Raw genomic sequence first — 19,954 nt, 5'->3', positions numbered from 1 at the left:
GAATAAATAATAAAAAGAGCAGGACTTAATCTAAGTCCTGCTTTTTTATTGTGCTAAGTAGTAAAAATGTGCTAAGATATTAACCCTTAACCCCTTTTACCCATTCCTGGAATCTGCCTACCTGTTCCATGATGAAAGATTCATGTTCTTCTTTTTCTTCAGGACGGTTTACCAGAATATGTTCAAAATAAGTTCCTTTCAGTATTTTTCTTATAATACCTTCTCCTAAGAAAGGTTTGTAGTCATTCAAAGCCTGAGTAGCTTTTAACAAATGTCGGATATCATACTGTAACGGATTGATGTCCGGAACCTGTTTATTGAGATTTAATAGGTTGTAAACGGCGATTCTTGCTGTTCTCACAGAACTTTCCATCGTAAATACAACATCATTATTGGTTTCTACAAACTGTCCTACAAGACCTAAATTGGTACATCCTTCAGGAACGACTCTTGGACGGTCTCCCTGCGCTCTTGGCATAAACATAGAAGTGATATAAGGCATAAACGCAGTACGTACAATTGTATTCTCTATAACATTATCCAGCTGGTCTGTCATTCCCAAGTGATAACATAGTTCGGCAAGAATCTCATTTCCGGTACATTGAGGCATTGTTTTTTTGATATAATTACCTTCTTTATCCATTAACAAAGCATATACCCAAACTACAAGAATATCATCCGGCTGGGTAGGGAAGTGAGGTTGTCTGTTGCAGGTGAAACTCATTACCCAATTGGAATCTGTAATCGTAATGATACCTCCTGTAGCGGTTCTTCCGGAATAAGGATCATTCACACACAGTTCTTTCAGTTTTTCCGTAAATGCGGAAGGGAGGCACGTTAAAGTTGCAGATTCCCATGAAGACTTTTCAATATGGCTGCAGAATTTTTCAGGTTTCCCGAATACTTCAGATTTCGCGGCAAGATTTTTCCAAAGTTTCCATCCTGCACTTTGTCCGGCACTGCTGTTGTCTATTGTAACTTCAGGAACGGTATTGTTGTCTCCGTAGAAAGTACTTTCTGTCATAGATCCGGTGGTCACAATCACGTAATCATCTTTACCGATCGGTATTCTTACTTCCTCTCCGTTTTGTTCGGTGATAATCCCTTCTACAGTTTTACCTTCTGTATTAATATGGATGTCAAGATCTTTTACCAGAGTATTAAACTGGATCTGTACTCCTTTTTCAACCAGGAAGTTTTTCAGTGGAGTTACATAGGTGTCATATTGGTTGTATTTAGGGAATACAAGACATGAAAAGTCTTTCATTCCGTCAATAGCATGGAGGAATCTGTGCATATACAGTTTCAGTTCCAGTAAGCTGTGCCAGTTTTCAAAGGCAAACATAGAACGCCAGAAGAACCAGAAATTACTGTTCAGGAAGGATTCTGCAAAATAATCTTCAATCGTAAGATCATCAAGTTCCTCTTTTTTCTTCAACAGCAGTTTTACGATTGCCAGCTGATCTTTTTTCTCAAGTCCGAATTTGCTGAAATCCTTGATCTGCCCTTGGTTGTGAATTAATCTTGCTTTAGAATAATTAGGGTCGTTGTCATTGATAAGACGGTATTCATCCAGTACACTGTAAGGAGCAGGTAGTTCCAAAGCAGGAATATCCTGGAACATATCCCATAAATTTTCATAGGTCATATCCATTTCCCTTCCTCCGCGGATGATATAGCCGTCTTTGGCATTACCGGCGCCATCCAGAGATCCGCCTTCAACATTCAGCTGATCTAGGAAAATAATGTTTTTGCCGGGAACACGTCCGTCACGGATAAAATAGTAAGCTGCCGACATACCGGCAATTCCGCTTCCTACAATATAGATTTTACTATTTTCGTAAGATTGTAAAGGGATTCCTTTATTGCGTTGATAGTTTCCGATCTGGTCGGAAAAAGGCATTGTTTTTTCAGGAGTGTTAATCTGAACTTCTTTACTTGAATCCGGTTCGTGATTTACTTTTCCAAACTGGTCAGAGGCATTTAAAACGTTATCGAATTTTGAATTGATCGTACTCATTTTGTATTGTTTTTAATTAACAGTATAAAGGTACCTCTATTCCCAAAGCGATATATATCCCCAAGTTCAGAATTATTATCCCCAAATTCTTATGACTGAATATTTTCTTTAATTCTGTATTCTGAGGGAGAGAGAGTAGTATGTTTTTTGAAAAAACGTCCAAATGCAGAAGCCGAATTAAATTGAAGTTCAAATGCAATCTCTGAAATCGTAATATCAGAATTCCCAAGCATGACGTAAGCTTCTTTCAGCAGGGTTTCATCAATAACCTCATGAGGTGTTTTACCACTTGATTTTTTAATAATTTCTATGAGATATTTATTAGAAACATGCAGCTGGTCTGCATAAAACTGAACCGTTCGCTGCTGCCTGATATTTTCCCTGATAAGTTTGCTGAATTTCAGATAAAGATCTTTTTTTCCATCCTCCTTTCCCGGAGTTAAAGAATTCTCCTGTTCCATAATCTCAGCAGTTTCAAGCAGCAGATTAAAAATAATGGTCCGGATGATTTCTTCTGTAAATTTACCCTGCTTCCTCGATTTTTTTTCAAGATAATCCAGGAGATTTTGTAGCAACGAAGAATTTTTTGAAGTAGTTTTCACAATACTGTAAGACCCTTTGGAGAAAAGATTCATTTTTTCAATGATGAAAGGATTGGAAATATTTTTAATCAGAAAATTCTTATCAAAGAAAAGCAGTTTCATGGTAAAATCATCACTGGTTTTTCCAAATTTTACGATGGTAGAAGGAGCAGCCATAAGAAAACTGTGTGCATCTACTTTATATTTCTGACGGTCTATCTCAATATTGATTTCTCCTGCAGTACAGATACACAGAGCATAATAATCCATCCTGAAAGGAGCTTTAGGAAACTCAAAAATAGGTTTTCCGGAAGAAATATAATAAGATTGCCGACAGTCAATACTGTAAAAAGATAGCGTATCATGTAAATTCTCGTAGGTTACCATTCTTGCGTATTGGTTAAATTTTTATTGTGTTTTTAAGTAATTTTAGTCTAAAAACCCCTATTGTTACTGCAATTTACGGTTTTTATAAAAGTTTTTGGAGATTATGTATTAAAAAAATCCGTTTTTTTCAGGATACAGTTAATTGTATGTTCTTATCAATGTTATTGATAAAAAAATGGGCTAAACAAGGGCTTTTGGGTTATTTTTATCTAATTTTGCACTTTCAAATTTCCCCAAAATATTATTGTGAGACTAATTAACGTATATACGAGTTCTTTTAAAGGACTCTCGCAGGAGAGTTGGATGCTGGCGTTGGTAATGCTCATCAACAGAGCTGGTTCTATGGTACTTCCGTTTCTGGGAGTTTATATGACGAATCATTTACATTTTAGTATTGAAAATTCAGGAATCGTACTGAGCTTTTTTGGAATAGGTTCGGTCATTGGTTCGTGGCTGGGAGGAATGATCACAGATAAAATTGGTGAATATAGGGTACAGAGCCTGAGTTTACTTCTCAGTGTTCCTTTATTTTGTTTAATACCGCTTTTTATAACAGAAGCAGGATTGGCAGGGATTATTCTGGCTCAAAGTATTGTAAGTGAAACTTTTCGTCCGGCAAACTCAGTAGCAATTACCAAATATGCAAAGCCTGAAAATATTACCCGTGCCTTTTCACTGAACAGAATGGCCGTCAATCTTGGGTTTTCTATCGGTCCGGCATTGGGAGGTATTTTATCTGCTATTTCTTATGAATTTCTGTTTTTCAGTAATGCACTGGCTGCTTTGCTGGCAGGGTTGATGTATATATGGTTCTTTAAAGACCGTGCAAAATTAGCCAAGCAACAGGCGAAAAAAGTAAAAGAAGCAATTGTTATTAAGAAAGAAAGTTCTCCATACAAAGATGGAAAATTTTTGATTTACTGTGTATTCTGTATGCTATTCTCCATATGTTTCTTCCAGTTGTTCAGTACATTGACCATATTTTATAAAGATACTGCCCATATGAGTCAGCAAAATATCGGGTATATTCTTGGATACAGCGGTTTTCTGATTGTATTGCTTGAAATGGGACTGGTACAGATTGCTGAGAAGTATTTTACATTAGCTTTTACCATGCTTATCGGGACCTTCCTGTGTGGAGTTTCTTATGCAATGCTGGCTTTCGATTATAGTATGATTACCCTTGTGCTGTCTATGACATTACTTTGTGTGGGAGAAATATGGACACTTCCTTTCATGTCAACCATTACGGCATTACGTTCAGGAGAGAATAATAAAGGTGCTTACATGGGATTGAACGGGATGTCATTTTCTATAGCATTCATCATTACACCTTATATAGGAACACTTATTGCTGAAAAATTAGGCTTTAACACATTATGGATTGGAACTGGTGTGCTGGCTGTAGCTATTGCCATCGGGTTTTACTTTATCATTCCATGGATGCTTAAGGATAAGAATAAAGTTGAAGATAAATTGATATAGAGACAATAAAACTCTGATTGATAGTAATAAACTGAAAAGGCGGATAATTCTAACATTGAGAATTATCCGCCTTTTCATATCAATGTATTCATCCAATTAAGATCTGGAAAGAATAGTATTGATAATCATATTGGCATGAATTCTTGAGTTTTCAATGAACCAGAGATGAGTATCTTTTCCACCACATACTACTCCTGCAAGATAGAGATTGGGAATATTGGTTTCCATCGTTTCAAGATTATAAAACGGGTTCAGACAGTCACCGTTGAGTTCAATACCTGAATTTCTCAGAAAATCAAAATCAGGAAGATAACCTGTCATGGCCAGCACAAAATCATTGTCAATTTCGTGAATGTCTCCGTTTTCGTCTTTAAAAGTAACCGTATTGTCTTTTATTTCAATCATTTCAGCATTAAAATGAGCCTTAATGCTGCCTTCTGCAATTCTGTTTTCTATATCCGGTTTTACCCAGTATTTTACACTTTTGGAAATCTCGGAATGACGAATAATCATCGTTACTTCAGCCCCTTTTCTATAGGTTTCAAGAGCTGCATCTACCGCAGAATTACTTGATCCCACCACTACGATTTTCTGTTTTGCGTAAGGATAAGGTTCAGTGTAATAATGCTTTACTTTTGGAAGATTTTCACCGGGAATATTCATAAGATTAGGAATGTCATAGAATCCGGTAGCAATCACTACATTTTTGGCCAGATAATTTGCTTTGGTTGTTTTTATCTCAAACCGTTCGTTGCTCTTAGAAACGTTCAATACTTTTTCATACAGATTGATGTTAAGCTTTTTTTGTCGCGCAATTCCCTGATAGTATTCCAGAGCTTCCTGCCTTCCCGGTTTGGGAGCTGTCGAAATAAAGGGAATTTCATCAATTTCCAGTTTTTCTGCAGTGGAGAAAAAACGCATATATAAAGGATAATTGTACAGAGAGTTGACAATGGTTCCTTTTTCTATGATTAAATGACTAAGATTGTTTTTTTGAGCTTCGAGGGCACAGTTCAAACCTATTGGCCCCGCTCCGATAATGAGAATATCCAACATTTCCATCTAACAAATGTACGATGTAATTTTTAAAATGAGAAGCTGTAGCCCGGCAACTCTCATAGTCTTTATCTCTTTAAATTATTTATCGCTTGGCATCAGTTTTGGTGTTTTTTACCAATTGCAAAATTTTAAATATGAAAAAATTACTTATTCCATTGGTTGTTTTGGTTTTGGTTGTTGCCTGTAAAAAAGAGGCAGGAAAACCTGTTCCCAATGTGATTGATTCTATAGCTCAAAATAAAACTGACAGTGCAGGCACTGTTCAGAATATTGCTAATAAAGAAGCTGTTTTGAAACAGACCAATGATGAGGTTTTGAAGGCTCTGAAAAATAAAGACTATACCAGTTTCGCTGCCTTGATCCACCCTGAAAAAGGAATCCGTTTTTCAATGTATGCTTTTGTGGATATAAAAGGAGACAAACATTTTTCTAAAGCAGAGTTTGAAAAATATCAGCCTACCAAAACATTATTCACATGGGGAGCGCATGACGGCTCAGGAGATCCTTATAAAGCAACGGTTAATGATTATCTTGGTAAATGGGTCTTTTCAAAAGATTTTACAGCATCACAATATTCACTGAATAAATTCATCGGCGGAGGTAATTCTCTGAATAATTTAAAGGAAATTTACTCCAAAGATGATTTCACCGAAAACTATATCAAAGGAACTGAAAAAAATGGCGAAATGGATTGGAAAACACTCCGTTTTGTATTTGAAGAATTTCAGGGAAAATATTATCTGATTGCCGTGGTAAATGACCAATGGACGATTTAGAAGTTATAAAAAGAATCGGGGCCGGAAACAAAGTTTCCGGCCCCGATTCTTTTTTATCTTAAAATTTCAGTCAGCTGACGGGTTAGGTTTTTTCTTGAGAACTGCTCTATATGCTGAGTGTTTTCGAGAAGATTTCCGTTTTTCCAAAGGATGAATTTTTCAAGAATAAATTTCTTAACTGTTTCTGTATCCTGATAACTGAAATGTTTTCCTGCCTGGGTTTCATCCAGAATTTTTGCAACATCAGCTTTGTCCGGGCCGAATGACAGAATCTGTTTTCCCGAAGCCAGATATTCAAATATTTTTCCGGGGATAATTCCTTTTGAAGATTCGTTCGGGAAATTAGTAATAAGAAGCAATTCCGAATTTTGCATTTCCTCCACAGCTTTACCATGAGCAAGATATCCAAGGTTCAGAATATGATTTTTCAGACTTGAATTTTCGATAGACTGAAGAATTTTATCATCTATTCTTCCTACAAATTTCAACTTAAAATCAGTTGCAAACTCAGCATTTTCCTTCACCAGTTCATCAAGTGCTTTCCAAAGGTTTTCAGGATTTCTGAGTTGTTCTAAAACCCCGATATAGCTTAAAGTAAATTGATTTTTACTATGCTGTCCTTTTACTTTGCCGTCTGAATCACTTTCATCAAATCCATTCGTAATACAAACGGCATTAGCTCCAGCATTTCTAAAGTTTTCTGCATCAGTATAGCTTGTAGCTAAGGTGATGTCTGCATTTTTAAATACAGCACTTTCCAGCTGACGATGTTTTTTATCTGAACTTTTGGTTAGTTTCAGATGTTTGTAATAAGAAATTTCTGTCCATGGATCACGGAAATCAGCAATCCATTTCAGGTCAGGCATTTTATTTTTAAGTCCCAAACCAATCAGATGAAGAGAGTGGGGAGGACCCGAAGTTACAATGGTATCTATTTTATTTTCTTTCAGATATTTCTCCAAAAATGTAATGGAAGGTTTTACCCAAAAAACTCTGGCATCGGGAATGAAAAAATTACCCCTTACCCAGATTGAAAGTCTGGATTTCCAGCTTTGATTTTTCCCTACATCAAACTGTCCTGCTTTAAATTTTTTATTGCTTTTATTCAGTTTTTCAGCCAGCTGATAAGGTTCCCAGATTCTGGTTCTCACCATCTCGATATTTTCGGGAACATCTTTCATCAGGGTTTCGTCCAGCAAAGGGTAGCTTGGGTTTTCCGGAGTATAAATAATAGGTTTCCATCCGAAATCCGGCAGATATTTTGCAAACTTCAGCCATCTTTGAACACCAGGACCTCCCGCAGGAGGCCAGTAATAGGTGATAATCAATATTTTTTTCTGTTCCATTTTGAATAATTTGCCATTCAGAATGACATTGCGCAATATTATATTGTTTTAAGCTTTTTGTTCAGCTAAAATCTCTTTTTTCTTGTTCTTATTCATCCAGAAAATTCCAAATGCAGACAGCAGGATAAATAATCCGAATGAAAGAAGAGAAACCCATTTTCCTTTTTCAATCACTTCTGGTTCAAAAACCATTCTGATGTGGTGGTTTCCTGCAGGAACATGTACTGCACGAAGTAAGTAATCTGCTTTCACATAAGGAACTTCTTTCTCATCTACCAGTACTTTCCATCCGTGAGGATAATAAACTTCAGAGAATACGGCTAATTGAGGTGTCTTCGACTGAGATTTAAATTCAAGTTCGTTAGGCTGATATTTTGTAAGATTGATAAATGCTGTAGAATCTGCCTGAACCGGTTTATTGTCAAAATATGATTTATCAGATGATGCAATAACGGCCGTTTTCTTGTTGTCAATCGTCCCGATGGATTTAATTTCCTGATTAGGAGTATCTACAAACTTTAAATCACTTACAAACCATGCATTTCCATTGGCTTTTGGATTAGGAACAACCTGTGGCTGCTCTGGTCCCCCGAAAACCATGTACTTGGCATTTAATAAGTTTAAAATATTAGGTGTTTTTACACTGTCTACATTATTGATATATTCATTCAGAACGTCATCATATCTTCTTAGTTTTACGGCGTGGTAACCACCAATTGAAGCTTTAAAATAAGAGGTATTGGTTTCACTTGTTACACCCAGTGTCTGGTTGTAAATTCTATAGTGAGTTTTGTCTTTTTCAGCAATTGTTTCCAATGTTTTGTTGATGTTTACATTGGATAAAATAGATTCCAGATTGGGATTCCCCTGAACTTTTTCAGCAAGCAGATCTGAACTTTCTGTCTGGAAAGGATTTTCAGCAAATATTTTATCTACGTAGTTTTCGTCATTCAAATAACGTTTGTTTACGGTCCATAGGTCAAATAAACTTACAACTCCAATTACTATCAGAGCAATATTTTGATTCAGCTTTTTCTTTAAAGTCAGGAATAGAGCAACCGCTGTAATCGCTACATAAATAAATGCTTTTATGGCATCTATTCTGAATAGTTTATATCTTTCATCTACAAGATAATCCAGTAGGAAAGGAGGAAAATAAGTCTTTTCGCTTTCTGTTGAAAATCCTAATAATGATTTTCCGAAGATTAAAAGAATTAATAAAAATCCTAAAGTTCCACCTCCTACGTACATAAGAATTTTCTGTTTGTATTCTTCAGTCAACTCTTCGTCTGTGAAGAATCTGTATAATCCGAGAATGGCAATCAAAGGGAATAATAATTCTACGACAACCAGAATTGAAGAAGGCGCTCTGAATTTATTATAGAACGGAACATAATCTATAAAGAAGTCAGATAACGGCATAAAATTGCTTCCCCAAGCCAGTAAAATAGTCAGGATAGAAGCACCTAAAATCCAGTATCGGTATTTTTTTCCGGCAAAGAAAAAGCCTAATAAAGCAAGGAAACATACAATAGCTCCCTGATAAGCAGGTCCTGAAGTTCCCGGCTGATCTCCCCAGTAAGTCATTCCGCTGAAACCTTTTGAAATTCTGTCCATTTCAGCCTGTGACCCTACATTTTCCTGAACCAGTTCCTGAACCCTGTTCATCATTTCTTTTCCTTCCGGCTCCTGGCTTCCGCCACCCATCAGTCTTGGGATGAAAAGGTTTAACGTTTCAAGCTGTCCATAGCTCCACATCAGCATACTTTCTTTATCCATTCCGGATTTTCCTGAAGTGTGACTGTCGTTATCTAAGATCTGTTTTCCACGAACCGTTTCTTTTACATACTCAGAATTGGCCATGATTCTTTGTGAATTCATTCCAACTCCGATAATGCATGATGCAGCAATAATTCCTGATGAAATAAGGAAATGCTTCATTGGTGTCTTTTTCTGTATTGCTCTGATCAGTTCAGACAAGAATAAAAATCCTAGTGCAAGGAACAGATAATAGGTCATCTGTGGGTGATTGGCTGCAATCTGAAGCCCCATAAAAAGGGTAGTAACAATGAATCCCCAGATGTATTTTTTTCTGATATAAACCAGTAAAATTCCGGCTAACAGCGGTGCAAAATATTCAATGGTATTTACTTTACCATTGTGACCGGCTGCAATAATGATATAAAAATAGGTCGAAAGTCCGAAGAAAGTAGCTCCTAAAAGTGCATACTTCCAGTTTCTGACCACTACCATTCCCAAAAGGAAAAAACCTGCAAATAGCAGGAAGAGATAATTAACCGGCCTTGGCAGGAAATTTAGATTGCTGTCGATTTTTTTGATGATGTCACCTTTGAACTGGCTTCCCATCTGATAAGTCGGCATTCCCCCAAACATGGAGTCGCTCCAATAGGTCTCATTTCCGGTATTCGCTCTATAGTCGAGCAGTTCTTTTGCGCCTCCTCTGTATTGCACAATATCGTGCTGGAAAAGTTGTTTTCCTGTAAATACAGGAGTGGAATATAAAAATGCTAAAACTATAAATACTACTAATGAAGCTGCAATATAAATGAAGTTTTTATTTTTTGCCATGCTGGTTATTATCTTTTATTTCTTGGAATGTTTACCTTTTGTCCTTACTCTCTTTTACCTCTTCAAAGTCTACAGTTTCTGCATCCCAGTTAAGGTTCTGTTTGTTATTCTTATTCGAGTTGTGTATGTCCTGCTGCCCGTTGTTTTGATTATTGTTATTAAAACGGTAACTATAAAATGTCTTAAAGAAAATCCTTTTAAGAATATTCCAGACAAAGAAAATAATAATGGCAGTGAGTACTAACTCAAGAATGTACTTCATAATGTTAAAATTTAAAGTTCAGGGTTTAAGAGTAAACCCTGAATGCATTTACTTCAGTTATTTAGCAGATGGGTTTACCATTACCGAAGAATTGGAAACGCTTTTCATAGACTGAGATTGTTTTCCATCTGAAATGGTTTCTATCTGTGTCGTTTTTACGTTGATATTCTGATTGGTAATCCATCCTGTGCTTTCGTCAAACTTAATGGTTCCGTTCTGAACCAGTTCACTGCTCAGGCTGTGTGTAATTGGTCCCTGAGCTTTCTTTTCAGTCTTCTTAGGAATACCTCCGGTAACGGCAATTTCTGCTGTTCCGTTTCCTAAGCTTTTCATTACATAATTGGAGGTTACTTTTACCGCTCCGCTTGCATCCGCATTTTCGGAAGTAGACCATTTTTCACCAATTTTTACTCCTTTTTTAGGAATAAGCATCAGGTTTTTATGGAACTGATCTTTTAATACCTTTTCATTGAATGATTCTTTAAGGCTTGCCACAACACTCGCTTTTTGGTTAGCATCTTTGATAAGAGTCCCTACTGCATTGGAAACTTTTGTATAAACAGCATCAAATCCTGTAATGGAGATTACATTACCTTTCGTATCCATTTTCATGGCTAGTTTGTTTCCGGTAAGTGCTTTGTTTACGTTCCAGATCATTTTAAGATCATCTTCTTTAGGAAGAGCAAGTTTGGTATCTACCACAACTGTTTTTCCCTGTGCAGACTGAGAATTTCTTTTCGCTACAAGATTAAGGGTCATTTCGTATACATTCCCCTTAATATCATTCACTACAAAGTTCATTTCATCTGTAGATTCGCTGGTTGCAGTGATGGATTTTCCCTGAGGATCCGTCATTGTTTTTACATCTCTCTGATAAGTGGTAAGAGGATATGTTTTCCCTTTTTCAAGTTTAAAAGTCTGTGTGATAACTCCTGCAGAATCTTTGATTGCCGGGTTTTCTGCAACTTTTGCTACAGAATCAGCAGGAACTTCCACGGTTACTGTTTTTCCGGTTTTAGGATCTACTTTCGTTATTTTTGCTGTTTCTTTTTTACAAGATACAAGAGCTATTGATGATATAAGCGCAAGCGCTGCAATGTTCTTCATTTGATTTTTAACTTTATTTTTTACTACTATTTCTTAATATATGGTCTGCAATATCATGCAGTTTCCCCTGAGATTCTCCATCTGACTCATTGGATAATATAACTACTCCCATATTTTTTGACGGATAAACCTGAAGCACACTTGAGAAACCAAATGTACCTCCTGTATGATAAACCGTTTGGGTTCCGTCTTCATAGGTGTGTACTCTCCAGTACAGTCCAATTGCATCTCCATCGCTTTTTACAAGAGGAGTATGGGATATTTTTACATATGTATTGTTTTCATCTAAATGATACTGCATGTATTTTACCAGATCTCCTGTTGTGGAGAGGATCCCGCCTGCCGGAGCAAAAATTGTTGTGAAATTTCTGGGCATTACTTTTCCTTTTTCATTATAGCAAGTCAATAGCTGTGCAGAATTCGTACCAATAATGGTCTGGCTCATTTTCAGAGGCTTTGTAATATACTCTGAAAGTAAGTCTTCATAGCTTTTATGATACACTTTTTCCAGGATATCTCCGGCAATCTGTGTTCCTACATTGGAATATTTATAGTCTGTTCCGGGTACAAAATCTACTTTAGCCTGATGAAGATCTTCATAAAACTTCTTTTTTGAGTAGTTTTTATAAAAACTGGCTAATGCCATAGCAACAGAGTCCATAGGTTTTTTAAATGTCTCAGACTGATCCGGTAAGAACTGAGGCAATCCCGATGAATGATTGGTAAGATTACCGATTGTTATCGGATGCTTTTCAAATTCAAGATTAGGAAAATTTCCGTTCAGATATTTCCGGATATCATCCTCCATTTTAATTTTACCATCTGTTAAAGCATGAGCCAGAAGAGTTCCGGTAAATGTCTTGCTGATGGATGCAATCTCGTAAACACTTTTGGAGGTCGGAAGTTCTGATTTTCCTATTTCCGTTGTTCCATAATTATAAAAATAACTTTTACCATCTTTAAAAATACCTATTGAAAGTCCTACACGTGAAGGATTCTGCATATAAGTAAGTGCTTCCTTCTGAACCATTTTATCAAGTTCAGTGGTAAGGCGGTTGTCAGTTGCTATATTTTTTGTCTGTGCATTACAAATAAATGGCGCAAAAAATAATGGTAAAAGCAATTTTATTTTCATGTTTAAGGATTTGGTACAGCAGTCATTTTCTGTCTTACCGCTTCATACAAAATCGCTCCGCACGCTACAGAAACATTCAGAGATTGAGTTTTTCCTTCAATAGGAAGCTTTATTTTTTCGTCAGCATGATGCAGGACTTCTTTAGAAATTCCGGTTTCCTCGTTCCCCATAACAATAGCACATGGCTCTGTAAGGTTCACATCATAAATTAATTTCTGAGCTTTTTCACTGGCAGCATACACAGAAATTCCACTTTGCTGAAGGAAATCCACAGCATGAGCCAGATTATTTTCTTTACATATTTTAATATTGTAAATAGCACCTGCAGAGGTTTTTATAGCATCAGAATTAATAGGAGCTGCACCTTTTTCCGGAATGATTATAGCATCAACACCTACACATTCTGCCGTTCTGCAGATGGCACCAAAGTTTCTTACATCGGTAAGTCTGTCCAGAATCAAAAGAAAAGGAGTTTTTCCCTGTTCAAATAACTGTGGAACAATATCCTCCACTTTATGAAACGGTACATCCGAAATAAAAGCAACCACACCCTGGTGGTTTTTTCTTGTAAAACGGTTCAGTTTTTCAACCGGAACATAATTGGGACGGATTTTATTTTTCGCTAAAATTGCTTTTAGTTCAGCATAAATAGGACCTTGAAGTGCATTCTGCACAAAGACCTTGTCAATCGTTTTTCCCGCTTCAATTGCTTCAATCACGGGACGCAGCCCGAAAATAAAATCGTCTTTCATTGAAATTTATTATATAGTTATAGAGTGAATTGTCAATCGTGAATTTTACGTTGTAAGTCAATTTTTCGTGTGTGTATATTCACATTTGACCATTGACTTGCGCAGCAAGATTCACTATCTCCCTTTCTCTCCTAAAATTGCTCTTTTCTGCGCCATCACATATCCGTAGTGAAGGCTTTCATGCATATTGTTGAAGATAATGGCATCCTGAATACTTTTCAGATCCATCCCGAAACTTGTTGTGTAAGGCGTGTAGTCTGAGAAGAAATCACTGTCATAATCCTTCATTAAAATCTTTGAAGTTTCCGTAAGTAAAAATTCTAAATCTTCTACTTCTGACTTCTGCACATTTAAATTCGGTAAAGTTCCTTTTTTGTAAGTTTCAATCCAATATTTGTCAATACGGAAAGGATTTCCACTTAGGTAATAATGCAAAAGTTGTTGTGTAGCAACCGTATGAGCAATATTCCAGTAAATATTATTGTTAAAACCATCCGGAATCAGAATCAGATCTTCATGAGATGTGTTCTGAAGGATGTCTAAAAGGTTTTTTCTTACCTGTCTGTGCGCTTGAAAATGATAATTCATTTTGCAAAATTTTTAATCACCAAAAATAGTTTAATAAACTGGAAATGACAATTTTTTTAGGTAAAGGATTGAAGTTAAAATTTTTTAACTATTCAGAAAAAGGATAAATTTAGATTGTTTTTCCAACAGATTTTTATTGTTATTATGATGTTTTTACATTTATTTTTACACAACATACCAAGGTATATATTTACAGAAAACCTTCCTAGAAAATAGGAAGGTTTTATTGTTCTGTTTGCTGTATGGCTTTTACAGGCAGTTTTATTTTTTGATGATTTTATGTTTAAATGTAGTTCCATCCTTTAGAATGATATTTAAAAAATAAATTCCAGTACTGTATGGCGAAAGATCTACTTTGTTCTCATTATAATTTTCTATAAGTTTTCTTCCTTCTATATTGAACAGACTTATTGAGGTTACAGCTGTTTTTGATTTTATATGGACAAAGTCAGAAGTAGGATTTGGATATATGTTTACGTCTACTGTTTTGATATCTTTTACATCTAAGACAGAATTGCTTTTACCCTGCATGTAAACTGATAACATAACGTCTCCCTGTTGTTGATTGAAAACAGCTGTTGGTATTGTATGTTTCAGAGTGTGATTACCCGCAGCTAAGTTGGGAAGTGTAAATTCCCTGATCGGAACTGCGTTTCCGGGACACCAGTTATTCCATGAGGTCCAATCTGCGAAAGTTTTAGGAGTTGCCCCATAGATTCCATTTCCTTGAGTATTATATACCCGGTAAGGTTCACATGAAATACCTCCCGGTGTGTAAGTGAGTACCTGTACATCATCGATATAGGTGTAGTTTTGTCTTCTGATATATTCTTCACCGCCACTGTTGGCACCATGAGGGGTCGATATTACAAAAAAACGGGCGTTTGTTACTGCGTTTGGTAGATTGAAAGTGACAATTCTCACTGTTTCTCCGGTAACATCGGTGCTGTTATAGTTATTGAGTCTGTTGTAACTTAATATGGGTATAAGATTATTTGAATCTGAGGGAGTTGCTCCCGTATCCGTTGAAAAAAAAGTAAGGGTTCCGGAAAAAACATCAATTCTCCCTGAACAACCTGAAACCTGCGTTTGAGCTGCATAAGGAACACCAAAAACATCTAGTTCCATATAGAAATCATAGGCGTTACGTAATGCTGTATCGTGAAAAACACTGTAAAGATTACTAATGTCATAAGTGTAAGGAACTTCTGACGGAGTTCTGTTTTTATTCATGAATGGTGTAATATATCTTCCTATTTCAATTCTTTTGACGTTCGCATCATTAATAATATAAGTAGATTGATTTTTAGGAACCATTGCTAAAAAGACTTCTCCCAGGCGGTCATAATTATCACACAATGCTCCTATGGTTACCCGCATGGCGATCTTGGCTTTAAAAGAGTCTAATTCAGCATCAGTAAGTTTTCTTGTATATCTGGCATTATTTAATCGTGTCAAGCCACTGGGAACGGGATTGGAAACTGTAGCTGCATAACCATCGTAATAAATAGCATCTGAAATCACATTCGTCATCGTAGTTTGTGATAAAGCCAGATTTGCTATGAAAATACTTGAAAAAAATAGCCTTTTATACATAGATTGATGTTTGGTGTAAATATATTAATTAAGTATCAAAATTACTTTTTATTTCTTTTATTTTTGTTATTTGTAGTTTTTTATTAATAAATGTTTGATTTTTTTAATTTTAAATCATATTTGTGTTTAATTAATTTAATTATTTTGAATCATATAGTTGAAAATATTTTTTTATAGCTATGATCAAGGTATTTATTATTAAATTAGCATGCTATTTCATATTAATATTATCAATAATGAAAAAAACTTTACTTTTAATTTTGTTTTTTGTAGTGGCGGGGCTAAATGCTCAAATCAATATAAATATTGGAGCTGCGAATGTGGGCACAGCACCCGTAAGTAGTTTTTTCTCTTACTCCTATGTGCAGCAGATCTATCCTAAACAGGAAATAAATGCTAATGCAGCGGGCAATATTACAGGTCTTACATTTTATGTAGACCCTTCTTCAACCATTACAGAATCTTCAAACTGGACTGTTTATCTTGGTCATACCTCAAAAACATCATTTTCTTCCGGTACAGACTGGATTCCTGCTGTGCAGCTGACTCAAGTGTTTACCGGAACTGTAACTAAAAATAATAATAAAGTTCAGGTTGTTTTTACAACTCCTTTTGCTTATAATAATATTGATAATCTGATTGTTGCTGCAAAAGAAAATGCTCCGAATATTGATATTAATAATTTTGATGAAGCCTTCCATGTCTATCCTCATATTCCCAACTCAACTCTTTATTACAAAGGAGATCGCAGTGTGGTAGATATTTCTACTCCGCCGGGTGGAATAAGGGCAGATTATAAATCAGCAGTTACAATCTCAGGACTTACATCGAATGCCGGTCCTGCCTGTCCTTTTATGATGTATCCTGCAAATAATGCCCAGAATGTTTCCTTATCTCCTAATATTACCTGGTTTCCTGTTTCCGGGGCAGATTCTTATAAAGTTTCAATAGGGACAAGTCCGGGAAGTGCTAATGTTGTGAATCAGCAGGTAGTATCTGGAAATGCTTTTTCACCTTCAGTTGCTCTTGCTACAGGAACGACTTATTATTTGAAGGTAACAGCTGTTTCTGCTAATGTTGAATCTTCCGGATGTTCGGAATTTATGTTTAAAACAGTTCCTGCAATACCTGCTAATGATGCTTGTTCGGGTGCTTTACTTGCATCCGTCTTTCCTTACAGTTATACCCAGGATGATGCTGTATCTGCGACTAATAATTCCGGAAATATAAGTGTCTGTACCAGCAATGGAGATACAGGAATGAATGACGGAACGTGGTTCAAACTGGTAGGAGACGGAAGTCAATATACTATTAAAGTAACAATGCCTTCCGGAAGTAGTTTCGATCCTCAAATAGGCGTGTATAGTGGAAGTTGCAGCAATCTGTCATGTACAGATACAGTAGATAACGGTGGTGGCGGTGCTGCAGAAACGCTTACAATTACTACTGTGTCAGGAATTGATTATTTTATAAATGTAGGCGCTTATGATGATACAACAGATGCCCCTGAAAATACTTTTACCATCACGGTAACCAAGCTTTAAAGTATTCGGGAATCAGATTTTGATTAAAAATTGAGATGATAAATCAAAAGTGTTGTGAAAGTAATTTTGCAGCACTTTTTTATATAAATAATGAGAAAAACTGCTGACTGAACCTATGGAAATAACTTGTGTATATAGATTTTTTTATAGACAAGAAATTCAGCATTATAGCCTTAAATATCACGTCAATCCCGGAATATTTAACAAACTTTAACTCAAAAATGGCATTTATTGTGTTGATTAATGCAAGTATTTATCAGAAATTTACCACTTATTTTAAATCAAGCTATGTCAGAGATATATCAAGCTGAAGATATCCGCCAATTGACGGAAAAAGTAAAAGAAAAAAACTACTTATTTTCTCTTCTGAGACAGGAAATCAACAAAGTTATTATTGGGCAGGATTACATGGTAGACCGTCTTTTGGTAGGGCTTTTGGGAAATGGTCACGTTCTTTTGGAAGGGGTGCCGGGGTTAGCCAAAACGCTTGCCATAAAAACGTTGGCAGATGCTGTTCATGGTGAATTTTCGAGAATTCAGTTTACTCCGGATTTGCTTCCTGCAGACGTAGTGGGAACCATGATTTATAATATCAAAGACAATGATTTTTCTATAAAAAAAGGACCTGTATTCGCGAACTTTGTATTGGCGGATGAGATCAACCGTGCGCCGGCAAAAGTACAGTCGGCTCTTTTGGAGGTAATGCAGGAAAAACAGGTGACAATTGGTGATGAAACCATGAAGCTTCCAAAGCCGTTTCTGGTATTGGCAACCCAAAACCCAATTGATCAGGAAGGTACTTACTTGCTGCCTGAAGCACAGAGTGACCGTTTTATGTTGAAATGTACCATAGATTATCCTTCTTTTGAAGATGAAAGGCAAGTGATGAGAATGGTCTCAACTTCACATCAACCGGCTGTGAAACCTGTGATTTCCCTTCAGGATATTATAGATGCAAAAGAATTGATCAACCAGATTTATCTGGATGAGAAAATTGAAAAATATATTTTGGATATGGTTTTTGCAACGCGTTATCCGGAAAATTATGGTCTTTCTGAACTTAAAAATTATATCAGCTTCGGGGCTTCTCCAAGGGCATCTATTAACCTTGCTATCGCTTCAAGAGCATACGCATTCTTAAAAGGAAGAGCTTTTGTAATTCCTGAGGATGTAAAAGCATTGGCAAAAGATGTATTGAGACACAGAATAGGCTTGACTTTCGAGGCTGAAGCCGAAGAAGTTTCATCAGAAGAAATTGTTAATAGAATTTTAGCAAAAATCCAGGCACCATAATGAGTGATGTACTAATCAGAAAAGCAGTTCTGGAAGATTGTGCTTCCATGCTGGATTTAATCAAAGAACTGGCGGAATACGAAAAAGCGCTGCATGAAGTAACGGTGACACTGGATGAATTTATTCAGGATGGTTTTGGGACGTCTCCGGTGTGGGGAGCTTTTGTGGCGGAATTTGAGGGCGAAATAGTGGGAATATCACTGTATTATGACAGATATTCAACATGGAAAGGAAGAAGGCTGTATCTTGAAGATCTCGTTGTGACAGAAAGATTGAGAGGAAAGCAGATCGGAAAAATGCTGTTTGATGCAACATTGGAACATGGAAAATCAAACAATTATAGCGGAATGGTTTTTCAGGTATTGAACTGGAATGAACCAGCCATCAATTTTTATAAAAAATACAATACAAAGTTTGACAATGAGTGGTCGAATGTTTCTATGGAGTTAAAAGATTAACCCGAAACCAGAGTCCGCATTCAACCTTAAACTTTGAATTTTAAACCTTGAACTCATCTATGCAGATAAAAGATATTGTAAAAAAAGTAAAGCAGATTGAAATCCGTACCAGAAAAAAGACGGAGGCTGCTTTGATGGGACAATATCACAGCGCCTTTAAAGGGCAGGGGATGACCTTCTCTGAAGTTCGTCCTTACCAGTTTGGAGATGAAATCAGGAGAATCGACTGGAATAAAACCGCAAGGTTTCGTGAACCTTTCGTAAAAGTAATGGAGGAAGAAAGGGAATTAACGATGATGATTCTTGTTGATATTTCCGCTTCCATGGATTATGGTACGAAAGTCCAGCTGAAAAGAGAATATGTAGCCGAAATAGCAGCAAGCTTAGGATTTTCAGCAGCCGGAAACAATGATAAAGTAGGATTGATCCTGTTTGCTGATAAAGTATATAAAGTAATTCCTCCTCAAAAAGGAAGAAAACATATTCTTTCCATCATTAGCAATATTCTGACCGCAGATTATGTTCCGGCCGAGTCTAAAATAGACAAAGCAATGGAATATATGATGGGGATTTTTAAAAGAAAATCTTTGGTTTTTCTGTTTTCAGATTTTGGAGATGAATATGATTCCAAAATGCTGAGAGTCGCTTCAAAGAAACATCAGTTGTTGGGAATGAGGATTTATGATGAAAAAGATAATGAAATTCCTGATGTAGGATATGCCCGTTTACTTGATGTGGAAACCGGAAAAGAAATATGGGCCAATACATCCAGTGCAAGATGGCGGTATACCTTTGCAGAAGCTCAAAAACAAAAACTGAGAGCTTTGGAAGAAGATTTTGCCAGCAGTTCTGCAAGTTTTATGAATATTAATACCGGTTCAGATTATTCAAAATTGTTGTATAATTATTTTCAGAAAAAATAACACCGGGCTCAACCCATAACTAAAAAACATGAGGCGTCTGCCTTTATTATTGT

Annotated in this window: 17 protein-coding genes; 6 read left to right on the top strand and 11 right to left on the bottom strand. The window is 36.3% G+C overall.

All coding sequences use genetic code 11. From position 1 onward, the window contains the following. Nucleotides 1-79: 79 nt before the first annotated feature. Together FW780_RS08245 and FW780_RS08240 are read right to left on the bottom strand one after the other, a co-directional pair. Nucleotides 80-2,020, bottom strand: a complete 1,941-nt coding sequence (locus tag FW780_RS08245) for an oleate hydratase (RefSeq protein WP_149833149.1) — start codon at nt 2,018-2,020, stop codon at nt 80-82. Between the two features lie 89 nt (nt 2,021-2,109). Next, on the bottom strand, nt 2,110-2,988 hold the full coding sequence (locus FW780_RS08240) for an AraC family transcriptional regulator (protein WP_149833148.1): 879 nt from the start codon (nt 2,986-2,988) through the stop codon (nt 2,110-2,112). Nucleotides 2,989-3,291: 303 nt separating this feature from the next. On the opposite strand from FW780_RS08240, the gene FW780_RS08235 reads away from it, so the two are divergent. Further along, nucleotides 3,292-4,473 carry an MFS transporter gene (locus FW780_RS08235; protein WP_149833835.1) on the top strand — a complete coding sequence of 394 codons (1,182 nt, stop codon included), beginning with the start codon at nt 3,292-3,294 and terminating at the stop codon, nt 4,471-4,473. Nucleotides 4,474-4,569: 96 nt separating this feature from the next. Here the strand turns inward: FW780_RS08235 and FW780_RS08230 are convergent, their stop codons facing one another. Continuing rightward, on the bottom strand, nt 4,570-5,535 hold the full coding sequence (locus FW780_RS08230) for a YpdA family putative bacillithiol disulfide reductase (RefSeq protein WP_149833147.1): 966 nt from the start codon (nt 5,533-5,535) through the stop codon (nt 4,570-4,572). A gap of 131 nt (nt 5,536-5,666) precedes the next feature. Here FW780_RS08230 and FW780_RS08225 point away from each other — a divergent pair, with 131 nt between their 5' ends. Next, nucleotides 5,667-6,308 (top strand): hypothetical protein, encoded by a 642-nt coding sequence (locus FW780_RS08225; protein WP_149833146.1) that lies wholly within the window; start codon nt 5,667-5,669, stop codon nt 6,306-6,308. A gap of 53 nt (nt 6,309-6,361) precedes the next feature. On the opposite strand, the gene FW780_RS08220 is transcribed toward FW780_RS08225, so the two are convergent. The 8 genes from FW780_RS08220 to FW780_RS08185 all read right to left on the bottom strand — a co-directional run bounded on the left by FW780_RS08220 (nt 6,362) and on the right by FW780_RS08185 (nt 15,683). Next, the gene (locus FW780_RS08220; RefSeq protein WP_149833145.1) at nt 6,362-7,654 is read right to left on the bottom strand and encodes a glycosyltransferase family 4 protein; all 1,293 of its coding nucleotides are present in this window, start codon (nt 7,652-7,654) and stop codon (nt 6,362-6,364) included. A gap of 48 nt (nt 7,655-7,702) precedes the next feature. Continuing rightward, nucleotides 7,703-10,243, bottom strand: a complete 2,541-nt coding sequence (locus FW780_RS08215) for a YfhO family protein (RefSeq protein WP_149833144.1) — start codon at nt 10,241-10,243, stop codon at nt 7,703-7,705. 31 nt (nt 10,244-10,274) lie between these two features. Continuing rightward, complete coding sequence (locus tag FW780_RS08210) at nt 10,275-10,505, bottom strand: hypothetical protein (protein ID WP_149833143.1); 231 nt, start codon at nt 10,503-10,505, stop codon at nt 10,275-10,277. A 57-nt stretch (nt 10,506-10,562) separates the two neighbouring features. Continuing rightward, nucleotides 10,563-11,612, bottom strand: coding sequence for a DUF6263 family protein (locus FW780_RS08205; protein WP_149833142.1), 1,050 nt, complete (start codon nt 11,610-11,612; stop codon nt 10,563-10,565). Nucleotides 11,613-11,625: 13 nt separating this feature from the next. Further along, nucleotides 11,626-12,747, bottom strand: coding sequence for a serine hydrolase domain-containing protein (locus tag FW780_RS08200; RefSeq protein WP_149833141.1), 1,122 nt, complete (start codon nt 12,745-12,747; stop codon nt 11,626-11,628). A gap of 2 nt (nt 12,748-12,749) precedes the next feature. Further along, a complete protein-coding gene (gene rlmB / locus FW780_RS08195) occupies nt 12,750-13,499 on the bottom strand; it encodes a 23S rRNA (guanosine(2251)-2'-O)-methyltransferase RlmB (RefSeq protein WP_149833140.1) in 750 nt (249 codons plus the stop codon). Between the two features lie 114 nt (nt 13,500-13,613). Next, nucleotides 13,614-14,087 (bottom strand): DinB family protein, encoded by a 474-nt coding sequence (locus FW780_RS08190; RefSeq protein WP_047434092.1) that lies wholly within the window; start codon nt 14,085-14,087, stop codon nt 13,614-13,616. A 261-nt stretch (nt 14,088-14,348) separates the two neighbouring features. Beyond that, nucleotides 14,349-15,683: a peptide-N-glycosidase F-related protein gene (locus FW780_RS08185; RefSeq protein ID WP_149833139.1), complete on the bottom strand. Its 1,335-nt coding sequence runs from the start codon at nt 15,681-15,683 to the stop codon at nt 14,349-14,351. A 236-nt stretch (nt 15,684-15,919) separates the two neighbouring features. Here FW780_RS08185 and FW780_RS08180 point away from each other — a divergent pair, with 236 nt between their 5' ends. From FW780_RS08180 to FW780_RS08165, 4 genes are all read left to right on the top strand, one after another. After that, a complete protein-coding gene (locus FW780_RS08180; protein ID WP_149833138.1) occupies nt 15,920-17,227 on the top strand; it encodes a hypothetical protein in 1,308 nt (435 codons plus the stop codon). 288 nt (nt 17,228-17,515) lie between these two features. Then, entirely contained in the window at nt 17,516-18,520 is a 1,005-nt protein-coding gene (locus FW780_RS08175; protein ID WP_149833137.1) for an AAA family ATPase, read from the top strand. Then, on the top strand, nt 18,520-18,978 hold the full coding sequence (locus tag FW780_RS08170) for a GNAT family N-acetyltransferase (protein WP_149833136.1): 459 nt from the start codon (nt 18,520-18,522) through the stop codon (nt 18,976-18,978). The genes FW780_RS08175 and FW780_RS08170 overlap by 1 nt, the downstream gene beginning before the upstream one ends. Nucleotides 18,979-19,037: 59 nt before the next feature. Next, nucleotides 19,038-19,901 carry a DUF58 domain-containing protein gene (locus FW780_RS08165; RefSeq protein ID WP_149833135.1) on the top strand — a complete coding sequence of 288 codons (864 nt, stop codon included), beginning with the start codon at nt 19,038-19,040 and terminating at the stop codon, nt 19,899-19,901. Nucleotides 19,902-19,954 lie beyond the last annotated feature (53 nt).

The sequence above is a fragment of the Chryseobacterium sediminis genome, assembly GCF_008386505.1.
GTDB lineage: Bacteria > Bacteroidota > Bacteroidia > Flavobacteriales > Weeksellaceae > Chryseobacterium > Chryseobacterium sediminis.
This window is presented reverse-complemented; position numbering and strand designations above follow the sequence as displayed.

What these genes read in the sequence shown, in the direction of transcription:
- FW780_RS08245 (WP_149833149.1), bottom strand. Translation starts at nt 2,020, where the DNA reads ATGAGTACGATCAATTCAAAATTCGATAACGTTTTAAATGCCTCTGAC.
- FW780_RS08240 (WP_149833148.1), bottom strand. Translation starts at nt 2,988, where the DNA reads ATGGTAACCTACGAGAATTTACATGATACGCTATCTTTTTACAGTATT.
- FW780_RS08235 (WP_149833835.1), top strand. Translation starts at nt 3,292, where the DNA reads ATGCTGGCGTTGGTAATGCTCATCAACAGAGCTGGTTCTATGGTACTT.
- FW780_RS08230 (WP_149833147.1), bottom strand. Translation starts at nt 5,535, where the DNA reads ATGGAAATGTTGGATATTCTCATTATCGGAGCGGGGCCAATAGGTTTG.
- FW780_RS08225 (WP_149833146.1), top strand. Translation starts at nt 5,667, where the DNA reads ATGAAAAAATTACTTATTCCATTGGTTGTTTTGGTTTTGGTTGTTGCC.
- FW780_RS08220 (WP_149833145.1), bottom strand. Translation starts at nt 7,654, where the DNA reads ATGGAACAGAAAAAAATATTGATTATCACCTATTACTGGCCTCCTGCG.
- FW780_RS08215 (WP_149833144.1), bottom strand. Translation starts at nt 10,243, where the DNA reads ATGGCAAAAAATAAAAACTTCATTTATATTGCAGCTTCATTAGTAGTA.
- FW780_RS08210 (WP_149833143.1), bottom strand. Translation starts at nt 10,505, where the DNA reads ATGAAGTACATTCTTGAGTTAGTACTCACTGCCATTATTATTTTCTTT.
- FW780_RS08205 (WP_149833142.1), bottom strand. Translation starts at nt 11,612, where the DNA reads ATGAAGAACATTGCAGCGCTTGCGCTTATATCATCAATAGCTCTTGTA.
- FW780_RS08200 (WP_149833141.1), bottom strand. Translation starts at nt 12,747, where the DNA reads ATGAAAATAAAATTGCTTTTACCATTATTTTTTGCGCCATTTATTTGT.
- rlmB (WP_149833140.1), bottom strand. Translation starts at nt 13,499, where the DNA reads ATGAAAGACGATTTTATTTTCGGGCTGCGTCCCGTGATTGAAGCAATT.
- FW780_RS08190 (WP_047434092.1), bottom strand. Translation starts at nt 14,087, where the DNA reads ATGAATTATCATTTTCAAGCGCACAGACAGGTAAGAAAAAACCTTTTA.
- FW780_RS08185 (WP_149833139.1), bottom strand. Translation starts at nt 15,683, where the DNA reads ATGTATAAAAGGCTATTTTTTTCAAGTATTTTCATAGCAAATCTGGCT.
- FW780_RS08180 (WP_149833138.1), top strand. Translation starts at nt 15,920, where the DNA reads ATGAAAAAAACTTTACTTTTAATTTTGTTTTTTGTAGTGGCGGGGCTA.
- FW780_RS08175 (WP_149833137.1), top strand. Translation starts at nt 17,516, where the DNA reads ATGTCAGAGATATATCAAGCTGAAGATATCCGCCAATTGACGGAAAAA.
- FW780_RS08170 (WP_149833136.1), top strand. Translation starts at nt 18,520, where the DNA reads ATGAGTGATGTACTAATCAGAAAAGCAGTTCTGGAAGATTGTGCTTCC.
- FW780_RS08165 (WP_149833135.1), top strand. Translation starts at nt 19,038, where the DNA reads ATGCAGATAAAAGATATTGTAAAAAAAGTAAAGCAGATTGAAATCCGT.